The sequence below is a fragment of the Flavisolibacter tropicus genome (assembly GCF_001644645.1).
In the GTDB taxonomy this organism is placed as follows: Bacteria; Bacteroidota; Bacteroidia; order Chitinophagales; family Chitinophagaceae; genus Flavisolibacter; species Flavisolibacter tropicus.
In genome coordinates this window covers 475,243-493,859 of the sequence record NZ_CP011390.1, presented here as the reverse complement: position 1 = coordinate 493,859, position 18,617 = coordinate 475,243, and the positions used below count along the sequence as shown (strand labels likewise).

Genomic DNA, 18,617 nt, shown 5'->3' with positions numbered 1-18,617 from the left:
CACGGATACATGTTTGCTGTTAATAGTATGCAAACAACAACCTTTCGGATAATAAAATTATTCTATGCAAGTTTCAAGTAATTCTTTTCGTGCCCAAATAAGGACGATTCATCGCATAATTATACCATTGGTGCTACATATGATTTAAGGTGGGTCTGCATTTGGTAGTTTTGTGTGGCTCAAATAAATCCATTCTATGAAAGCTGACGTGTCTTTATCTAAAGAGCATACATCTCTATGCATTGATTTGAAGAATGAAGAAAAAATAAGCAGCAGAAAGCCCCTCCGTAAGCTTCTATCAAAAGAAGAACTACAAACTGGTAAAAAAGAAATGCTGGTTATTCCTGTTGAGCAATTGACAGAAGTGCAGTATAAGCAAATTCAAGACCTTCCCGGTGCTTATCTCCTAACTACTGACAAGCTTTCAAGTAATACACCTCAGCCATCACAACTGCAGGAAGACGATACCGCTTACAATCTTAAACTAGTGAAACATCGCTTCCTGGTTAAACATTCAACTAGACTAATCTCTGTTGGCGCTGAACAGATTGCCTACTTCTATGCGGAAAACCGTTTGAATTTTATAAAAACGTGGAATAATAAAACTTACATTGTTGATAAAACAATTGAAGAGATCAGTAGTATCATCAACAAAGATGAATTCTTTAGGATAAACCGATCTTATATTATATCCTACAAAGCAATTGAAGAGGTGCACACGCATTTTAACAACCGATTGAAATTAAAGCTCAATATTGCTGTATCTGAAGAGTTGTTTGTAAGTAAAGAACGAGTAAGCAATTTTAAGGAATGGTTAGGAGCTTGATAAAACACTTTCTCATTAAAATATTGCATTTGACATCCATAAGATAGCTACGTCTAAAATCTACTCCGATTTCGGTTATTCCAGCCTTGATATAAAGAACAGGAAGAGAAGGAAAAATAATTTCTATAATTCTTTCTAAAGAAACACTTTAGAGGTAAGGCATTATGCTTAATACCAAATGATACTTACACATCGTTAGATTTTGTCATATTACTTTTGGGAGGTAAAACCATAACAGGCTGTTTTAACCGTTAAATTCTTATTCAATGATTGTAAGACGAATTGGCTTTATCTTATCTGTATGTTTATGGATCACTTTGGCTGGCTGTAGTCATTCCAAATCACTAACATCACCCCCTACCCCTTCCTCAACCGAAAAACCCGCTGTAGAAAGAGAATTCAGGGCGGCTTGGGTAGCGACAGTGGCTAATATCAATTGGCCCAGTAAACCGGGCCTTAGCACAGAGGCACAACAACAAGAAGCTATTGCTTTATTGGACTTTTTGAAACAGCATCATTTTAATGCTGTCATTTTCCAAGTACGTCCGCAAGCTGATGCTTTGTATCAAAGCGAGCTGGAACCCTGGTCCTACTTTTTAACAGGCGAACAAGGTAAGGCGCCAGCTCCTTACTATGATCCATTAGCTTTTTGGGTAGAAGCCGCCCATGACAGAGGACTTGAATTGCATGTTTGGCTTAATCCCTATCGTGCTCATCATGTATCGGGTAAGGAAATAAGTGAAAAATCTATTGTAAAAACCAATCCCGAACTAGTGGTGAAATTAAAAGATGGTTATTACTGGATGGACCCTGCACAAAAAGGAACACAGGACAGAACAACCGCAGTGGTAATGGACCTGGTAAAACGCTATGACATTGATGGCGTTCACTTTGATGACTACTTTTACCCCTATCCTTCTTACAACAACAATGAAGATTTCCCTGACGATGTCAGCTGGACTGCTTACAAAAACAGTGGCGGACTTTTATCCAGAGGTGATTGGAGAAGAGAGAGTGTAAACCAACTGATTCAACGACTGTATACTTCTATAAAAGCAGAAAAACCTCATGTCAAATTTGGACTAAGTCCTTTTGGCATCTGGCGCCCCGGCTATCCTTCATCAATTGAAGGTTTTGATCAGTATAATGTGCTTTACGCAGATGCTCGCTTGTGGTTAAATAAAGGCTGGGTAGACTATTTCTCTCCGCAGCTATACTGGACCATCAATAAAATACCCCAAAGCTTTCCTGTATTACTTGGCTGGTGGTCTGAGGAGAATACAAAGCACCGCCACCTGTGGCCTGGGATAAGTGTGAGCAGAGATTCCAGCTTGAACGCTGTAAACGAAACGGTCAACCAGATCATGATCTCGCGCGGAATGACCCCAGAAAGCAAGGGTGTGGTACACTGGAGCATTTCTTCAATAACCAAAAACCCAAAGCTTGCAGAAGCTGTATTGAATGGCCCCTATAAAAAGAATGCACTTGTGCCTGCTAGTCCATGGCTGGATAATAAAGCACCTGAAATGCCAGATGCGAGTATCACTGTAAAAGATGATATAGTACAAATCAACTGGACTCCTAAAGAAGAAAATGATGTTTTCCACTGGGTTGTTTATTACCAGTATGGTTCACAGTGGAGCTATGAAATTTTGAACCGTAAAGAAAGAAGCTTAGAAGTCAATCGCAATAAAACAATTGGCAACACCAATACCCCATTAACAAAAATCATTGTTACGGCTGTTGACCGAACAGGTAATGAGAGCAAGGGAAAGGAAGTGACGCTGTGAGGGGTGAGTGGTGAGTGGTGAGTGATGAGTGATGAGTAATGAGTGTCATGTGATGTGTGGCGTCTAGTGATGTGTAGTGTCTAGTGATGTGTGGTGTCTAGTGAAAACAAAAGGAGTAGGAAAACTTAAATAATTTAAGTTTTCCTACTCCTTTTTTAATGGCATGTACTAGGATCTATTGTTGTTATTTGTTTCACTATTGTATTCTCCCCTCCAGCTGTACCAGCCAAAAATGCAAAGCCCAACTGCTATTGGAGCAAAGACAGAAATAATAATGATCCAAGGTACAGGATTGCTAATATCACCGACTCCTTTTGCGTTAATATTCGTTACTGCACTCCATATCAATAGCACGAATAGTAATGGACCGATCAGCATCCATATGATTCCTAGAAATTGTTTAAGTTGATTCATTGTATTTATTTATGATCGTCAACAATCTTGTTTTTATCACTCAGGTATATTAATCCAATAATAAAGGATAATAACGCTGCACCAATTGGATACCATAGCCCAGATAAATGATCTGTACCAGGCAATGTCGTAATCAATGTAGCTACAAAGGGTACTAATCCACCAAACACCCCGTTACCAATATGATAGGGCAAAGACATTGATGTATAACGGATGCGTGTAGGAAAGAGTTCAACAAGGAAGGCTGCTATAGGGCCATAAACCATAGTTACAAATAATACCATTAGCGCTACTAAGCCAATCATTCTCCATTGACTGCCCTTATTTAGTGTTACTTCTTTTTTTATAACAGGAGGCAATACTGTATCCTTTTGCGTAACTGTGGTTTTAAGTTGCGTATCATCTGTAAATGTGCTGATAGTAGTAGTTGGTTGCAAAGCATCATTTAAAGAAGCTATGGGGCCATTATTAGCGACAACTTTAGTTGAAGCCACCACCTTATTTGAAGTATCAGCTATTTGGAATAACTCTTTGAAAATAGGCCGATACAATAGAACACCCAGCAGCATACCTGCCAGCATGATTTTTTTGCGCCCCCATTTATCAGACAAAAAACCAAAGACCACAAAGAATGGCGTGGCAAAAACCAAGGCAATCAGGATTATGGTATTGGCTTGCTCATATTCAACATTGCACTTGGTAAGAATAAAATTTTGTGCATAGAATTGCCCTGTATACCAAATAACACCTTGCCCCATGGTGGCGCCAAATAAAGCAAGCAGCACCATTTTAAAGTTCTCTTTATGACCAAAGCTTTCTTTCAGCGGATTAACAGATGTTTTGCCTTCCAGCTTTAGTTTAGCAAACAAAGGCGACTCACTCATCTTCAGTCGAATGAAAATAGAAACGATAACCAGTACTATCGATAGCAGAAAAGGATAACGCCAACCTTGTCCATTTACAAATTCATCAACACCTACCCATCGTCTGATGGAAAGAATAACACCCAATGACACAAATAACCCTAACGTAGCTGTTGTTTGAATCCAACTGGTATAGTAGCCTCTTTTATGTGCAGGAGCGTGTTCTGCCACATAGGTAGCTGCACCACCATATTCACCACCCAGGGCCAAGCCCTGAATTAAGCGCAACAGCAAAACAAGGAAAGGTGCCCAACCACCGATAGTGGCATAAGAAGGAACACATCCAATCAAAAAAGTAGACAAGCCCATCAATACTAAGGTGAGTAAGAAAGTATACTTTCTACCGATGAGGTCTCCTATTCTGCCAAATACCAACGCACCAAATGGGCGCACAATAAACCCTGCGGCAAAGGTGGCCAATGTAGAAAGAAGAGCTGCCGTTGGATTGGAGGAAGGGAAGAATTTTTGAGCAATGATCGTCGAAAGACTTCCAAAGATGTAGAAGTCGTACCATTCAATGAGTGTACCTACAGAAGATGCTGTAATGACCCTGCCGATACCTTTTTCAGTTTGCATGTGGTAATGATTTTCAATAAGGTGTAGAACCCCAATCCACTTATCACCAATCCTTCTGGCCTACTTAGTTAAGGCTATGAATTTAATAACAAATCATTTGTATTGGGTAAAATTTGAATAAGTGATTCCAAGTCACGCGATGATTTTCTCTCCAATTATATTATGCTTTGAGGTATAAACCAGAAATAGCCCTTTCTTTTAAACCTGCAAAAAATCCACTGCCAAAGCAGCTTTACCATTCATCAAATGCCCTATTATAAACAAAAGGATTTGTGCATTCTTTTTTTTAAATTAAAGTATAATTTCTTTACTAATGAATAGTATAGAAACCACCAAGAGGCTTAGAAAGCGTTTGATCGTTCGCCGGGGTATTGAATGTATTTCATTAAAAACAGAAGAAATAGCCCTGCTTTATACCGAAAACAAAGTAGTGTATGTAATTGATCATTTAGGGAATAAATATATATGCGATAAGCCATTGTTTGAACTGGCTGCAACCCTGGACGAAACTGTGTTTTTCAGGGCTAACCGACAGTACATTATAAACATTGACTTTATTAAAGTATTCAAGCCTTTTGAAAAAGTTAAACTACAAGTTGATATTTCCGTATTGAACAATACCTACCGGGTTATAGTTAGCCAGGAAACAGCGCCCCATTTTAAGAAGTGGATCTATGAAATGTAGCTTTACACCATTTTTTATATGCTATTGATCCTACCATTGCCCTCTGACAGCCTTTTGGTTATCTTTCAATACTAATTATTGCAGTGCTTAGTACACGCATTTATTCAACCGAAATATTGATTCATTAATTAAACCCTTAAACACTTGCAGGCAAAGCATCTTAAACTTCTAATCACATACCTTTTACTACTTCATTATTCTTTTGAAGGTTATACACAAAACTCAAAAGAATCAACTCCTACTAACAAGCCCCCCCTTACTCCTGTTTGGATTTATAAAACCGCTCAACCTTTTTTTGCTTCTCCTGTAATTGTCAATAACCTCATCTTTTGCGGCAACCTGGATAGCACCATGCATGCCATTGACCTTATAACCGGCAAGCCAATTTGGAAGTTTCATACGCAAGGTGAGATCCGTTCTATAGCAGCTCTTTATGGCAATCAATTAGCATTTGTATCAGGTGATGGTAATGTCTATGCATTAGACCAAAAAACAGGACGGCTGTTATGGAAATTTAAAACTCAAGGAGAGCGAACCTATTCTCTATACAGCTATGCCGACTACTACCAGTCTTCCCCCATCTTTGAAAAAGGCATCCTCTATTTTGGATCTGGCGATAGCTATGTGTATGCTTTAGATGCCAACAATGGAACGCTTAAATGGAAGTTTAAAACAGGCGATGTAGTTCATGCTCGACCAGCACTTCATAACAACCAATTATTTATTGGATCCTTTGATGGCTATGTGTATGCCTTGGATGCTATAAAAGGAACGCTGATCTGGAAATTTAAATCAGTGGGACAACAATTTTTCCCTAAAGGCGAAATGCAAGGCAATCCTACGGTGTTTAATGACCGGATCTTTATTGGCTCCAGGGATTATAACCTATATGCCATAAATATAAAAGAAGGCTATGGACTATGGAACAGACAGTTTGCTAAAGGATGGGCTATGGGGACGCCAGTTGTAAAAGACTCTGTTCTTTATGTAGGTACATCCGACGACATGGTGCTTCTGGCTTTAGATCCCTATACAGGTCGAACAAAATGGCAGGCAGCAGTAAAGTTTAATGTATTTGGTGCACCCGCCATTGCAGACACATCCGTATTTATAGGAACGTTAATGGGTAAACTATTTGGCATTGACCGTCGCACAGGAGCCATTCTTTGGACATACGAAACCGAGGCCTATAAACGAAACAAAGCCAGGTACTTCACCGAAAATGATGTATACAGAAATGATATTCAACAGATAATCCGAAAAGGTGAAGACTTTATTACCATGTATTATGATCTGGGCGCCTTCTTTTCCTCTCCTGTTATTACTGGCAATAAGTTAATCATTAGCAGTACCGACGGGGCGATCTATTGCTTTAATAAAGAATAACGGTGTTTAAAATAATGTCATTTGAGTAATGGCTGGCTCGGGTGGCAGATTAATTACACTCATTACAGGTGCACCCTCTAGAGCTGCTATCGTATAAACAGGCGTAGCCTCAAATCGGGAGGCCACAATAATTTCTATATTATTGGCATGTTCCGAAAAGAGGTCATATACCAGCTTTGGACAGTTGTTTTCATTGGAAAGATGGGAAAGAATCAAATGGCTCATATAGGCTGGCCGGTGCTCCTTAAAAAAAGCTAAAGCCTGGGTATTAGATAAATGTCCATGCCCACTTCTGATGCGGTTCTTTAAATAATAGGGATACTTTCCTTTCTCCAAAAGCACTTCATCGTAATTAGATTCCAGGAAGGCCGCGTGGCATTGTTTGAAATAATGGGTAAGATTTTCACAAGGAGCGCCTATATCCGTAAAGACTCCTACTCTCACATTTCCATTGGCTACCACAAAACTGTATGGATCAACAGCGTCGTGAAACTTGGGAAAAGCGGTTACCTTAAGACTGCCAATAGACACAGGTTCATTTGCCTGGAAAGTATTAAGCAATTGCTTATCCAACCGAAAACGACAGTTTCGTAATGTATTAGTTGTTATATAAACGGGTAGTCTGTATTTGGATGCTAAAACCGGAATTCCCCTAACATGATCGGTATGTTCGTGTGAAACAAAGATGGCCTTTACCTTAGACAGCGATAAACCAAGCTTATTGATTCGGGTTTCTACTTCTTTACAAGAAATACCAACATCTACTAAAACGGCCTCATTGTCATTTCCAACATAATAACAATTGCCGTTGCTCCCGGAGTTTAATGAAGTAATATATACGGACATGGATGCGCAAAGAAACTTCTTTTTTGTGTTGTTTAACATGAAATATAACCGCTTTTCTTCTGCCTTTAACAAAATGCCTTAATAGCCATTGGCTCAGCAGTCTAATTGGCTAAAAAAATCTAATGAATAGCAGCTTTTTTCATATGAATACTGTCAATAAGTTAAGGGAATGTAAAGTTCGCTTGCTACACCTACTTCACTTCTTTTTATTTCAAACATGGCTGATAAACTAGTTATTTCTCAGCTTACCTATTATCTGGAAGATTCTTCCTAACGATTTCTTGTCTTTTCTTATTCTTCAAAATTCATCTTCATCCTTAATCATAGAACATGCGACCTATAATTTTTACCCTTCAAAAGTTAGTGTTCTTCTGGCGTCAGATTAAAACACCTGTTCTTACACTGTTTACGCTGACTTTAATGGCAGCGAATGCAAATGCCCAAAACATTCGGGTTACAGGAAGGGTTGTTACGGATGCCGGACAGCCATTAGTAAATGCAACCGTTCTGGTTAGCGGAAGTTCAAGTGGCGTTACTACTGATACAAGTGGAATGTATTCCATTTCAGCTCCAGGCAATGGTTCCCTGGTTTTTTCATCAATAGGCTTTGCGTCACAAACTGTAGCCATCAACAACAGAACAACAATAGATATTACGCTGATCAACACTGCACAGCAGTTAGAGCAGGTTGTAGTTGTTGGTTATGGTACACAACGCAGAAGGGATGTAACAGGTGCAGTAGCCTCTATTGCGGGTGTTGAGCTAGCCAAGCAGCCTGTACAAACGCCCACCCAAGCCATTCAAGGCAGAGTGGCCGGTGTACAAGTTATTAGCAGTGGCGAGCCTAACTCCTTGCCAGCTGTAAGAATAAGAGGTACCGGATCAACAATAGCTGGTGTGAACCCTCTGTATGTAGTTGATGGAGTATTAACAGATGATATCCGAAACATCAACAACTCAGACATCACTTCAATGGAAATTCTGAAAGACGCAAGCGCCACCGCTATTTATGGTATGCGGGCTGCTAATGGTGTTGTACTGATCACTACAAAAAAAGGACGTCCGGGCAAAACATCAGTCACCTACGATGGTATGGTAGGCGTAAGAGAAGCTACTGACCTAGTAGATATGGCCGGTGAAAACCAGTATGCGGGCTACCTGAATGAAGCCAGTATCTACTATGGTAGCGGATCGCCATTAGTACCCTCCACCGCCCTAACAGGTGCCAATACAGACTGGTATGATGAAATACTACGCACGGGCTTTACGCAGAACCACAATGTGGGTTTGTCTGGCGGTAATGATAAATTTACTTATTACCTCAGCACAGGCTATTTGAGTGATGAAGGTATTCTGGAAGGCAATGATTACAACCGTTTTACCGTACGCTCCAACAATGATTTTACCATTAGTAAGGTGTTCAAATTAACCACTTCAGCATCATTTGCAAAAGGCAATGCCAACGGCGCCAACTTTAATGCTTTTTCTAACGCTTATAGAGCTGCCCCAATTGTTCCAGCTAAAGAAAATGGAAAGTATGGAAATACATCGGCTGTAGGTAACGTTGCTAACCCTCTTGTAGATATTGAAAAGAATTACAACCAAACATTAGATGACAGGATACAGGGCAACTTTGGATTGGATATTAAACCCATAGCTGGATTAACTTTACGTTCCGCAATGGGAATTGATTTGAGCTATGTCAAAACAACTGCCTATGGCTATTATTATGATGGCTCCATTTTCCTAACGCCTGGTGGTAACCAGATAAGTGTGAACCAAACACTTTCCTTAACAAAGAATGACGCAAACCGTTGGATCTGGGATAATACTGCAACCTATACTAAGACTATCGATAAACACAACTTTACCATTTTAGGCGGTGTTACAGCAGAGGAGTATAAATTCAATAGTATAGTTGGTACAGCCAACCAGGTACCCGGCAATAAAGACCAATGGTTCTTAAACGCAGGCGCATCAGGCACGCAAACAGTTGTTAATACAGGCGACAAGTATGCACGCAACTCTTACCTGGGCAGAGTAAATTACTCATATAACAATCGCTACCTGCTAACAGCTACGATTCGTGCAGATGGAACTTCACGCTTTAGTTCAGATAATCGCTGGGGATATTTCCCTTCTGTGGCATTAGGCTGGAACATGGTGGATGAAAACTTTATGTCTAAACAGAATCTATTTAGTGTTTTAAAGCTTAGAGGTAGCTGGGGCCAGGTGGGTAACGACAACATTGCTTCTTCTTTATATTATTCAATAGCCCGGCAGAATGTGCCTTACTTCTTTGATAACACACTCTTCTTAGGTATTCAATTCCCAAACATTAATGATAAAGATCTAAAATGGGAAATAACAGACGAATTCAACTTTGGAGTAGACTTTACCATGTTAGATAAAAGACTTAGCGGCACGATAGATTATTACGATAAAAAAACCGATAACGCACTAATCTACATCAACCTGCCAGCCATACTTGGTGATGCAGATAATAAATACTTAACCAATGCTACAACGATTACGAATAAAGGATTTGAGCTAGGATTAACATGGACTGATAAGATTGGTAAAGACTGGACCTATTCCATAAACGGAAACGTAGCCCATAATAAAAACCGCATTGAAAACCTGAATGGCGGACAACCGTTGATTGGTGATCTCGTCGGTAATTATCCTGTTACCAAGACCGACAACGGCCAGCCTATTGCTAGTTATTTTGTACTTGATAACGTTGGTATTTTCCAGTCAGAGTCAGAAATTGCTGCATCAGCTCAAAAAGGTGCGCGCCTTGGCGACCTTATCTATAGAGATGTTAGTGGTCCGGATGGTAAGCCAGATGGTGTTATCAATGACCTGGACCGGATCTATGCAGGCTCTTATCAACCAAAGGTTACGTATGGTATTAATGGTACGGTTGGCTATCGCGATTTTGATCTGAGCATTAATACGTACGGTTTAGCAGGTAGTAAAATTTACAATGGTAAAAAAGCAGCCCGCGGTACTATTCAACAAACAGATAATATTGAAGCAGACGTGGCCCGGCATCGCTGGACACCCAATAACCCAAATACTGATGTTCCCAGAGCCACCCTTGGCGCCTTACCTGCATCTACTTATTTTGTAGAGAGTGGTGATTTCTTCCGGATTAACAATCTTACCGTTGGTTATACATTCCCCAGTGGCAAACTGGAAAAGGCTCGTATTAGTAGCTTAAGAGTTTATTTAACAGCGCAAAACCTGCTTACCATTACACCTTACACCGGCTTTACTCCAGAGATGAGAGCGGCAGATGATCCGGCAAAACCTGGAGCAGCTGTTTTAAATCAGGGTGTGGATATAAACACGTATCCCACCACCCGCACGTTTGCTTTTGGTGTTAACCTAGGGTTTTAATCAAACTTCTTATCAACCATGAAATACTTACTCTATACCATTACAACACTTTCTTTACTGGCTATTACCAATAGCTGTAAAAAAGACTTTTTAAATGTGGCCCCTCAGGGCGATCTTACAGAAGAACAGGCATTGATAGACCCTGCAGCTGCAGATAAGTTGGTAGGTGGTGTTTACAATACGCTGTATTACCAGGGAACCATAGGACTGAAATATTTGATTTTAGGTGAAATAACTTCCGACAACTCGGATAAAGGATCAGAACCGAATGACCCTGGTTTTGGTGCCATAGAAATAGATCCATTGGTACATACCCCCAACACATCCACGTTTAATGATGTATGGGTAGATCATTACAAAGGCATTGCAGCCGCTAATAAGGCAATAGATATTTTAACTAGCGGAACTTATGAAGAAGCCACTAAGAACAGGTTGCTGGGTGAAGTTCGTTTCATCAGAGCCCTCTATTACTTCAACCTGGTGCGCATGTTTGGCGGTGTTCCCAAAGTAATCAGGGTGCCCGATCCTGCAGAAGCAAACAGCGATGAATTCCAAACCCGCGCTTCTGCAAATGATATCTATGCTGTAATTGTAGATGATCTGAAATTTGGAGTAGACCACTTGCCTCTAAAAGGAGAAGCTGGATCACAAATTGGACGCGCCACAAAAGGTTCAGCACAGGCGCTTTTAGCCAAAGTGTATCTATACCAGAAAAACTGGCAAGGCGCCTATGATATGTCGCAAGCTGTTATCAATTCCGGCAAATATGATCTCTACCCAGACTATGCCAACTTATTCAGAGAAGTTGGTGAAAATAGTATTGAATCCATTTTTGAAGTGCAGGCCACTCCTATAAAGATTGGATCCACATGTGATGGCATTAGTGTTAACTACAGCAATTTCCAAGGGCCCCGTGGCACCTTTCCTCCTGTAACTATTGAGGGCAAATCTTATGTAGCCGGCGACTTGGGATTTGGATTGAATACACCTACAGCAGACTTAGCAGGCGCTTATGAAACAGGAGATGTAAGAAGAGCCGGCACCATCATTTTCACCAGTGCCACTGATGTTGTAAAACTTTGGGATAGTTTTCCTATTCCACCCCGCCCTGCCGTAGTAAATGAACGCTATAACTATAAAGGGTATCATAGCCCCTTTAAAGAGGCATTGGCATGTAATGGTATCAACGACAAAGACAACAAACCAAAAAATATCCGCGTTATTAGATATGCAGAAGTATTGTTGATCAATGCAGAAGCTGCTACACACACAGGAGGTGATGCCCTAACGCCTCTGAAAAAAGTAAGAACGCGGGCAGGCCTCACTACCGCAACCGCTACCGAAGCTGATATATGGAAAGAAAGAAGAGTGGAATTGGCTGAAGAAGGTGACCGTTTCTTTGATCTGGTACGCGAAGGAAGAGCCGCCTCGGTTATGCAGGCACATGGTAAGCCTTTTGTGGCAGGTAAACATGAACTCTTTCCTATTCCGCAACTGCAGATTGACTTAAGTGGCGGAAGACTCACGCAAAACCCTAATTATTAATCTTTAAAACAGATTGTGATGAGAACGGTTTCTATAAAATATCTTTTATCAGGTCTGCTCTTGAGCGGACTTGCCTTTTCATCTTGCACAGAAGCTGATCTAAGTGATGACTTTCCACCCGGAGATCCCCCACCCGTTCCCGGTGGATACAAAAATTCTTCAGAAGTGGCGCCAACCAACCTAGTAGCCCATTTTACTTTTGATGGATCCGTTAACGATGCCAAGGGTGCTATTACCGGAGGAACAGCAAATGGAACTACCTCTTGGGTTACAGGTGTCAAAGGTCAAGCTTATAAGGGTTCTACTAATGGATTTATATCGTATACCAATCCTGGTCCTGTAGCAACCCTTAAGTCATTTACAGTAACCATGTGGATCAACACAGATAAACATGATGGTGGCGCACAGGGCATTTACACGCTTACCAAACAGGATGGTTCTTTCTGGGGCAACTTCTTCATGCTGATTGAATCCAATACTTCAACAGAGAATAAAATGTTCATGAAGCTGCATTTTGAAAAGAACGGCGTAACAAATGCAGAAAACTGGGTAGAACCCAATGGCGACTTCCGTCCGGATAATATGTATGGTGGCTGGCGCCATGTGGCCTGGACCTACGATGCGACCACTTCAAAAGTTGGATGGTATGTGAATGGAGAAAAAAGAACCTTGCCTCCCGGTGTAGAAGATCGCAAAGCCGATGCTGCCGGTACACCATTGGGAGAACTGAATTTTAAAGACCCAACACGCTTTGTTATTGGTGGCTATCAAAACCAATTAGGCTCACCTTATAATAACCCGGAGCCATGGATGTTAACCTATACAGGAGCGCTGGATGAATTCAGGATCTATAACAAAGCCCTATCGGCACAGGAAATAAGTGCGTTGGCTGTATTGGAAAAACAAGGTAGATAATGACTTTACATAAGGGCCTGCTTTTAGCAGCCCTTATCATTTGCTTTCAGTCTACGTATTATTCATACGCTATACTATAGGTGCGCTAAAAAGAAAAACGAAAACCATATAATAGCTACCTGTATTATGCGAAGCTCTTTACTTTTACGTTTATAAGTAAAGAAATCATGATGAAGTTCTTTTTCTACTGCATTCTAAGTTTGTTTACTGGCCTTCAATTGCAGGCACAAGACTTCTCTTTATACCAAAAGAAATGGTTTATTGCCAACAACGATACCTTACCCTACCGTATATTATTACCCAAAGACTTTCAACCTACAAAGAAATATCCATTAGTACTTGTTCTACATGGCTCTGGCGAGCGTGGATCCGATAATGAAAAGCAACTTTCACATGGTGCAAACTTGTTCCTTAATGACACCGTGCGCCAAGACTTCCCGGCCATCGTTGTTTTTCCCCAATGTTCCGAAAACAGCTATTGGAGTAATGTAAAGATCACTACCGATAGTGCTGGCAAGCGTACGTTCAACTTTCAAACTGATGGTGAACCAACAACAGCCATGCATTTGCTGCAACGGTTGGTAACATCGCTTACAGATAATTATCCCATAGATCGGAAGCGCATGTATGTAGGCGGACTATCCATGGGCGGCATGGGTACATTTGAACTGGTACGACGCAATCCAAAGACCTATGCAGCCGCTTTTCCAATTTGTGGTGGCGCAAATCCTGAAACAGCAAACAAACTTCATAAAACTGCCTGGTGGATCTTCCACGGCGCAAAAGATGATATCGTTTCTCCCACCTTTTCTGAACAAATGGTAGATGCCTTAAAGAAACATAAAGCAGAAGTTTTATTCCGCCTCTATCCTGATGCCAATCACAACAGCTGGGATTCCGCCTTCGCCGAAAAAGATTTACTGCCATGGCTCTTCAGCCATTATAAATAACGCCCCCGTCCTTAAAGGGAGCGCTTCGCGCTAATTAGTTTCGCGCAAAGGACGCAGAGAAAAGGAGAAGAATACAGAATGTCTATAAATAGAAAAACACTCCGCTAACGGAGTGCTTTCTTGTATATAAGACTGTTTGTTCTTTTGGTTTTGTGCGGCTGAAAACTCACCATTCACCATTGACCATTCACGGGCCAGGCTCCTGCCGCGCTGCCTCCCCTTTAGGGGCCGGGGGCGTGTGGGGCCGTTCCTTGGCCTCTCATCCCACCATTTGCGTAAATAACTTTTCCAAAGCCTGCTCTGGCTCTCCGCAAAAGCCAGGGTGCACTTTAGAAGCCTGAACAATAGTGCTGCGCGTAGCCGTTAGCCAGCGGAAACGCGATGGCTGATCCAATTTAGCAATAGGACCACCTTCTGCACTCCCCTCACTAATTTGTTGGAAGGCTTTTAAGTATTGGGCCACTTCTTCAATATCCAGCGTATCGCTAAGCGCTTTCAGGCGCATTTCATCCACTTTATAAAGCGTCTTCAGAAACTTAAGTTTCTTAGAAAATAAAACAACGCCCACATTGATAAACTCTTCCCGTTCTACCTTAGGCACAACGCGGATAATGGCGTACTCATATATTTGCTTGTCTGGCATGTTGTGCTGCTTTTACAAAGGTTTTGGATGCGTTCAATCGTAAGGTCAGAAATTGTTTATATACGTTACGTGCTTCTTGGGCTTCTTCTGGTGTTCGGTCTTTCAATAACCAGTCTTCCGGAATACTCGCTACTATAGCTTCCAGTTTTTCGGCAGTAAGTAGGGCACTAAAGGCCACATCTACTTCTTCCAACTGGCTGGCCCAAGGCAACAATACGTGGTCTTTAATGGCTTGGAAAGGGCGTTTAGCCTGCTCTTCCCAGTTATCCCATGAATGATGAAAATATAAGGATGCTCCATGATCGATTAGCCACAGTTCTTTATACCACATCAGCATATTGGTATTTCTGGCGGTACGGTCTACGTTAGTAATGAAGCTATCCAGCCATACAATCTGCGATGCCAGCAACGGATCTATTTTAGTAACTACCGGATCGTAAGTAATAGCACCAGACAAATAATGTAAAGCCAGGTTTAAGCCTTCACTAAACTGCAGCAGGTCTTGTATCTCTTCATCTGGCTCAGTTCTTCCAAATGCGGAATCTACTTCTGCAAATACAATCTCCGGTACGCGAAAGCCTAGCGAGCGGGCAATCTCTCCGCCAATCAATTCAGCGATCAATGCTTTCACGCCCTGCCCTGCTCCCCTGAACTTGAGTACATACAAAAACTCGTCGTCCGCTTCCACAATGGCAGGTAATGAACCGCCTTCTCTCAATGGCGTTACATAGCGGGCTACGTTTACGGTTCTCAGTTGTAATGGGTTATGATTCTCCATGTATTGTGCTGGCAAATTTATGGCCGTTCTTGACTACTTCCTTTCTTTTTCACCTTAGTCGAAGGGTTTCGCACAGCGCAAAGGAGAAAAGGAGAAGAATAATGAACAAGGAACAAGGAATGATGAATGAAGAAGTAGGAAAAATTCGAAAGGGGAAATTCGAAATGCGAAAGGAAGAAAGAAGGAATGTTCAATGCTCAACGCTCAATAATCAATGATTAGTAATGAATAATGATTGATGATTTAAGAAGATCTATACGATAGGATTTTCTTTTCATGACACTCACCACTGACCACTCACCATTCATGAGCCGGGCTTCTGCCGCGCTGCCCTGCCTAACCTGTAGGTCTCTTGTACCTCTCCTGTACCTTATCTGTACCTCTTCTGTAGGTAAGTCCGTACCAACTGCACAGGTAAAGCCCTCTACCTGCCTTCCACATTCACTACTCCTCCTATATACATTCCTTATAGGTTCATTAGGGATTGCCTTCTTCTCATCACTCACCACTCACCACTCACCACTCACCACTCCTTACTCATTCCATCATCCTTCCTTGTTCATTATTCTTTGCGCCTTTCCTCCTTGGCGCCTTTGCGTGAAACTCCTCGTATTAGCTTCCGCTTATATGTGTATAAATAAAGGCTGAAAATCGCTTGTAAGGAAAGTAAGAAATGAATAGATTTGCTAAAATACTTAGCATTTAAAATCATCAATAATCACCCGTACCCCATGGCAAAACAAGTAGGCCCCGTCTTCATTACCGGCACCATCGATGGCATCATCTTCTATAAGTTAGGAGACACGTATTACCTGCGTAGCAAAGGCGATTATAAAAGTGCTAAGAGGATGCGCAAGGATCCCAGCCTCAAGCGCACGATGGCCAATGCCGAGCGGTTTGGGGTGGCTGCCAGGATGGTGAAGCGCGTGTACTACCGCCAGCTTCCAGGGACCGTGCGTAAACCCGGGTTGTTTGCCAGGTTAACTGGCATGGTCAATAAGTGGTTGTACCAGGGCCATACAAAAGAAGAAGCACAGGAACTGCTGATGGCGCATTGCCAGGTATTAGCTGCCAAGCAAAAGGCAACAGAAGCAACACCTGTAGCGGCAGTACCACCAACAACAAAGCCTGTGCAACAGCCGCCAGCACCTGCCAATCAAAAACCCAAGCAGGCGCGCTACTTATCCAACTGGAAAGTGAAACGCAACGGGCGGTTGCATATTCCCGAAACTGCTACTACTTCTCGCCAGGAGTGTATTAATCCTGAATTATTGAAGGAATAGTTTTTTGTTATAAGTGTCTTCATTTGATAGATTTAAATGGCAAGGCAGCAGGTGCGTTTTTTGGGTTGCCTGTTTAATAGAATACAGTAAGTTTCATTGTTGCCGAAAGGATAAAAATAAGCAAAGCACTGTCTTCGGGCAATAAGCGTGGCGCACCTGTAATGGCTTGTAACTGAGCTGAGTAGACTAAAATCTAATGAAAGTGAGAAACTGACAGAGGTTTGTATATTAGCATGTGATGTGAAACTTACTTAAAAATATGCGTAGCGTCTTGTTGATAATAGGATTGATAACTGTTGTATCGGTTTGCGGTCAATCCCCTGTTTGGCAGCAAAACAAAACTTTCGTTGACAGTCTTATTTCGATGTATCGCACTAAAAGCGGGTGTTCTTTAACGGGTTCGACTTTAAAGCAAGCTAGGAAGAAAAAGCGGTTGGATCTAAAGCTACTTGAGTTTCTCAATGGCTTTTACTATGGAGAATTCGATTCAAAGCAGATAGAAGCGACTTTACAAAGGAATTTCAAACAAACCCCTTGGCGGTTTGATCAAAAGGGTGTAATCGATAGTTTTCATGTTTTTAAGGGGCGTTTGCGATCTTTTGGAAACCTTGAACCATTTATTACTTACGTCGTATTAAATAATGAGGTAATAGGCACTCATATTACAATCAAAATTAGAAGTACAGTTGATTGTTTACAAACACATGATGGAGAAATCCCAGATTTATTATATCTCACAAATTTAATCCCTGGACGAATCAACTTTCCTTTTGAGGTCGAAGGATGGACAGGCTATTTTGACTCTAAAGTTTGGATAAAAAATGGACTTTCAATTGAACTTCAAAATAGGATTCGCAGATTAATTGGTAAGAGTTCGGCAACACCACTAAAACTGACAGCTTAGCACAACAGCAGTTTTGCAAAAGTCGGGCTGACAAATTAAATTTAAACTTTTAATCGCTAATCAGATGAATATCAAATGGCCAACCTTCGCAAAGTTGATACTCGTTAGCCGCAATAAATAACAGCAAATGGTTTTCATAGAATTTGAAAAAAGTCTCAAACAACGTGCACAACTTTTGTCCTACCAAGACCGTATCTCACATGGAATAAGCATTTGCAAAAGACTCTTTCCATATTATAAAGAGTTTGTCAATGAATCAAGTTTTGGAAACCCTGATGTTTTACTAGATAGTATCCGTTTCGTTGAAACAGGCAAACAGGATAGTGACCAGCTTCATGAATTTTTAGAAAGCTTAGAAGAAGTTTGCCCAGATACAGAAGATTACGATGGAGGGGAATTTGCTCTAAATGCTTGTGGTGCTGTAAATGCTTTATTGTTACAAGTGGCTGAACCGAATGACGAAGAACATTATATTGAGATAGCAATGTCCTACTATGATACTATTGATGCTAAAGTACATGACGAAAATGAAGAAGAACTTTCTGAAGAAGAAATAGAAAATCATCCCTTGCTAATTGAAGCAAGACATTTCCTTTTAAACTTCTAAACAGCGCCTCCCCTTTCTGGCGCCAGTATACCGCCTGGCCTTGGCCGCGCAGGGTACTGATGCCGGGGTAAAGGGCGAGCCATAGCTTTTTCAAAACAGCACCCCAAACAACTAAACCAAGCCGTTACCAAAAGTGTGGCA

Annotated in this window: 16 protein-coding genes; 11 read left to right on the top strand and 5 right to left on the bottom strand. The window is 41.3% G+C overall.

Annotated elements, in window-relative coordinates; translation table 11 throughout:
* Positions 1-196 precede the first annotated feature (196 nt).
* Both SY85_RS02040 and SY85_RS02035 read left to right on the top strand, forming a co-directional pair.
* On the top strand, positions 197-826 hold the full coding sequence (locus SY85_RS02040) for a LytR/AlgR family response regulator transcription factor (RefSeq protein WP_066401551.1): 630 nt from the start codon (positions 197-199) through the stop codon (positions 824-826).
* A gap of 266 nt (positions 827-1,092) precedes the next feature.
* Positions 1,093-2,616, top strand: a complete 1,524-nt coding sequence (locus SY85_RS02035; RefSeq protein WP_066401550.1) for a glycoside hydrolase family 10-like protein — start codon at positions 1,093-1,095, stop codon at positions 2,614-2,616.
* Between the two features lie 168 nt (positions 2,617-2,784).
* Here SY85_RS02035 and SY85_RS26160 read toward each other — a convergent pair whose 3' ends face one another.
* Both SY85_RS26160 and SY85_RS02025 read right to left on the bottom strand, forming a co-directional pair.
* Positions 2,785-3,030, bottom strand: coding sequence for a DUF6814 family protein (locus SY85_RS26160; RefSeq protein WP_066401549.1), 246 nt, complete (start codon positions 3,028-3,030; stop codon positions 2,785-2,787).
* A gap of 5 nt (positions 3,031-3,035) precedes the next feature.
* Positions 3,036-4,529 carry an MFS transporter gene (locus tag SY85_RS02025; protein WP_066401548.1) on the bottom strand — a complete coding sequence of 498 codons (1,494 nt, stop codon included), beginning with the start codon at positions 4,527-4,529 and terminating at the stop codon, positions 3,036-3,038.
* Between the two features lie 313 nt (positions 4,530-4,842).
* Between SY85_RS02025 and SY85_RS02020 the strand changes: the two genes are divergently transcribed.
* Together SY85_RS02020 and SY85_RS02015 are read left to right on the top strand one after the other, a co-directional pair.
* A complete protein-coding gene (locus tag SY85_RS02020) occupies positions 4,843-5,214 on the top strand; it encodes a LytR/AlgR family response regulator transcription factor (RefSeq protein WP_066401547.1) in 372 nt (123 codons plus the stop codon).
* Between the two features lie 144 nt (positions 5,215-5,358).
* Entirely contained in the window at positions 5,359-6,600 is a 1,242-nt protein-coding gene (locus tag SY85_RS02015; protein WP_066401546.1) for an outer membrane protein assembly factor BamB family protein, read from the top strand.
* Positions 6,601-6,606: 6 nt separating this feature from the next.
* On the opposite strand, the gene SY85_RS02010 is transcribed toward SY85_RS02015, so the two are convergent.
* Positions 6,607-7,485, bottom strand: a complete 879-nt coding sequence (locus SY85_RS02010) for an MBL fold metallo-hydrolase (protein WP_226998973.1) — start codon at positions 7,483-7,485, stop codon at positions 6,607-6,609.
* A 291-nt stretch (positions 7,486-7,776) separates the two neighbouring features.
* Between SY85_RS02010 and SY85_RS02005 the strand changes: the two genes are divergently transcribed.
* The 4 genes from SY85_RS02005 to SY85_RS01990 all read left to right on the top strand — a co-directional run bounded on the left by SY85_RS02005 (position 7,777) and on the right by SY85_RS01990 (position 14,261).
* Positions 7,777-10,851 (top strand): SusC/RagA family TonB-linked outer membrane protein, encoded by a 3,075-nt coding sequence (locus SY85_RS02005; RefSeq protein ID WP_082886258.1) that lies wholly within the window; start codon positions 7,777-7,779, stop codon positions 10,849-10,851.
* Between the two features lie 18 nt (positions 10,852-10,869).
* Positions 10,870-12,396, top strand: coding sequence for a RagB/SusD family nutrient uptake outer membrane protein (locus tag SY85_RS02000; protein ID WP_066401544.1), 1,527 nt, complete (start codon positions 10,870-10,872; stop codon positions 12,394-12,396).
* A gap of 18 nt (positions 12,397-12,414) precedes the next feature.
* On the top strand, positions 12,415-13,311 hold the full coding sequence (locus tag SY85_RS01995) for a LamG domain-containing protein (protein WP_066401543.1): 897 nt from the start codon (positions 12,415-12,417) through the stop codon (positions 13,309-13,311).
* Positions 13,312-13,478: 167 nt separating this feature from the next.
* Positions 13,479-14,261, top strand: coding sequence for a carboxylesterase family protein (locus SY85_RS01990; RefSeq protein ID WP_066401542.1), 783 nt, complete (start codon positions 13,479-13,481; stop codon positions 14,259-14,261).
* A gap of 259 nt (positions 14,262-14,520) precedes the next feature.
* Here SY85_RS01990 and SY85_RS01985 read toward each other — a convergent pair whose 3' ends face one another.
* Both SY85_RS01985 and SY85_RS01980 read right to left on the bottom strand, forming a co-directional pair.
* Positions 14,521-14,904: a DUF3037 domain-containing protein gene (locus tag SY85_RS01985; protein ID WP_066401541.1), complete on the bottom strand. Its 384-nt coding sequence runs from the start codon at positions 14,902-14,904 to the stop codon at positions 14,521-14,523.
* Positions 14,882-15,682, bottom strand: coding sequence for a HipA family kinase (locus SY85_RS01980; protein ID WP_066401540.1), 801 nt, complete (start codon positions 15,680-15,682; stop codon positions 14,882-14,884). The genes SY85_RS01985 and SY85_RS01980 overlap by 23 nt, the downstream gene beginning before the upstream one ends.
* A gap of 731 nt (positions 15,683-16,413) precedes the next feature.
* On the opposite strand from SY85_RS01980, the gene SY85_RS01970 reads away from it, so the two are divergent.
* From SY85_RS01970 to SY85_RS01960, 3 genes are all read left to right on the top strand, one after another.
* Positions 16,414-16,965: a hypothetical protein gene (locus SY85_RS01970; RefSeq protein ID WP_066401538.1), complete on the top strand. Its 552-nt coding sequence runs from the start codon at positions 16,414-16,416 to the stop codon at positions 16,963-16,965.
* Between the two features lie 259 nt (positions 16,966-17,224).
* Positions 17,225-17,869, top strand: coding sequence for a hypothetical protein (locus tag SY85_RS01965; RefSeq protein ID WP_066401537.1), 645 nt, complete (start codon positions 17,225-17,227; stop codon positions 17,867-17,869).
* A 127-nt stretch (positions 17,870-17,996) separates the two neighbouring features.
* Positions 17,997-18,476 (top strand): DUF416 family protein, encoded by a 480-nt coding sequence (locus SY85_RS01960; protein ID WP_066401536.1) that lies wholly within the window; start codon positions 17,997-17,999, stop codon positions 18,474-18,476.
* Positions 18,477-18,617 lie beyond the last annotated feature (141 nt).

Excerpts from the sequence above, each read along its gene's own strand:
- SY85_RS02040 (WP_066401551.1), top strand. The coding sequence starts at position 197 with ATGAAAGCTGACGTGTCTTTATCTAAAGAGCATACATCTCTATGCATT.
- SY85_RS02035 (WP_066401550.1), top strand. The coding sequence starts at position 1,093 with ATGATTGTAAGACGAATTGGCTTTATCTTATCTGTATGTTTATGGATC.
- SY85_RS26160 (WP_066401549.1), bottom strand. The coding sequence starts at position 3,030 with ATGAATCAACTTAAACAATTTCTAGGAATCATATGGATGCTGATCGGT.
- SY85_RS02025 (WP_066401548.1), bottom strand. The coding sequence starts at position 4,529 with ATGCAAACTGAAAAAGGTATCGGCAGGGTCATTACAGCATCTTCTGTA.
- SY85_RS02020 (WP_066401547.1), top strand. The coding sequence starts at position 4,843 with ATGAATAGTATAGAAACCACCAAGAGGCTTAGAAAGCGTTTGATCGTT.
- SY85_RS02010 (WP_226998973.1), bottom strand. The coding sequence starts at position 7,485 with ATGTTAAACAACACAAAAAAGAAGTTTCTTTGCGCATCCATGTCCGTA.
- SY85_RS02005 (WP_082886258.1), top strand. The coding sequence starts at position 7,777 with ATGCGACCTATAATTTTTACCCTTCAAAAGTTAGTGTTCTTCTGGCGT.
- SY85_RS02000 (WP_066401544.1), top strand. The coding sequence starts at position 10,870 with ATGAAATACTTACTCTATACCATTACAACACTTTCTTTACTGGCTATT.
- SY85_RS01995 (WP_066401543.1), top strand. The coding sequence starts at position 12,415 with ATGAGAACGGTTTCTATAAAATATCTTTTATCAGGTCTGCTCTTGAGC.
- SY85_RS01990 (WP_066401542.1), top strand. The coding sequence starts at position 13,479 with ATGATGAAGTTCTTTTTCTACTGCATTCTAAGTTTGTTTACTGGCCTT.
- SY85_RS01985 (WP_066401541.1), bottom strand. The coding sequence starts at position 14,904 with ATGCCAGACAAGCAAATATATGAGTACGCCATTATCCGCGTTGTGCCT.
- SY85_RS01980 (WP_066401540.1), bottom strand. The coding sequence starts at position 15,682 with ATGGAGAATCATAACCCATTACAACTGAGAACCGTAAACGTAGCCCGC.
- SY85_RS01970 (WP_066401538.1), top strand. The coding sequence starts at position 16,414 with ATGGCAAAACAAGTAGGCCCCGTCTTCATTACCGGCACCATCGATGGC.
- SY85_RS01965 (WP_066401537.1), top strand. The coding sequence starts at position 17,225 with ATGCGTAGCGTCTTGTTGATAATAGGATTGATAACTGTTGTATCGGTT.
- SY85_RS01960 (WP_066401536.1), top strand. The coding sequence starts at position 17,997 with ATGGTTTTCATAGAATTTGAAAAAAGTCTCAAACAACGTGCACAACTT.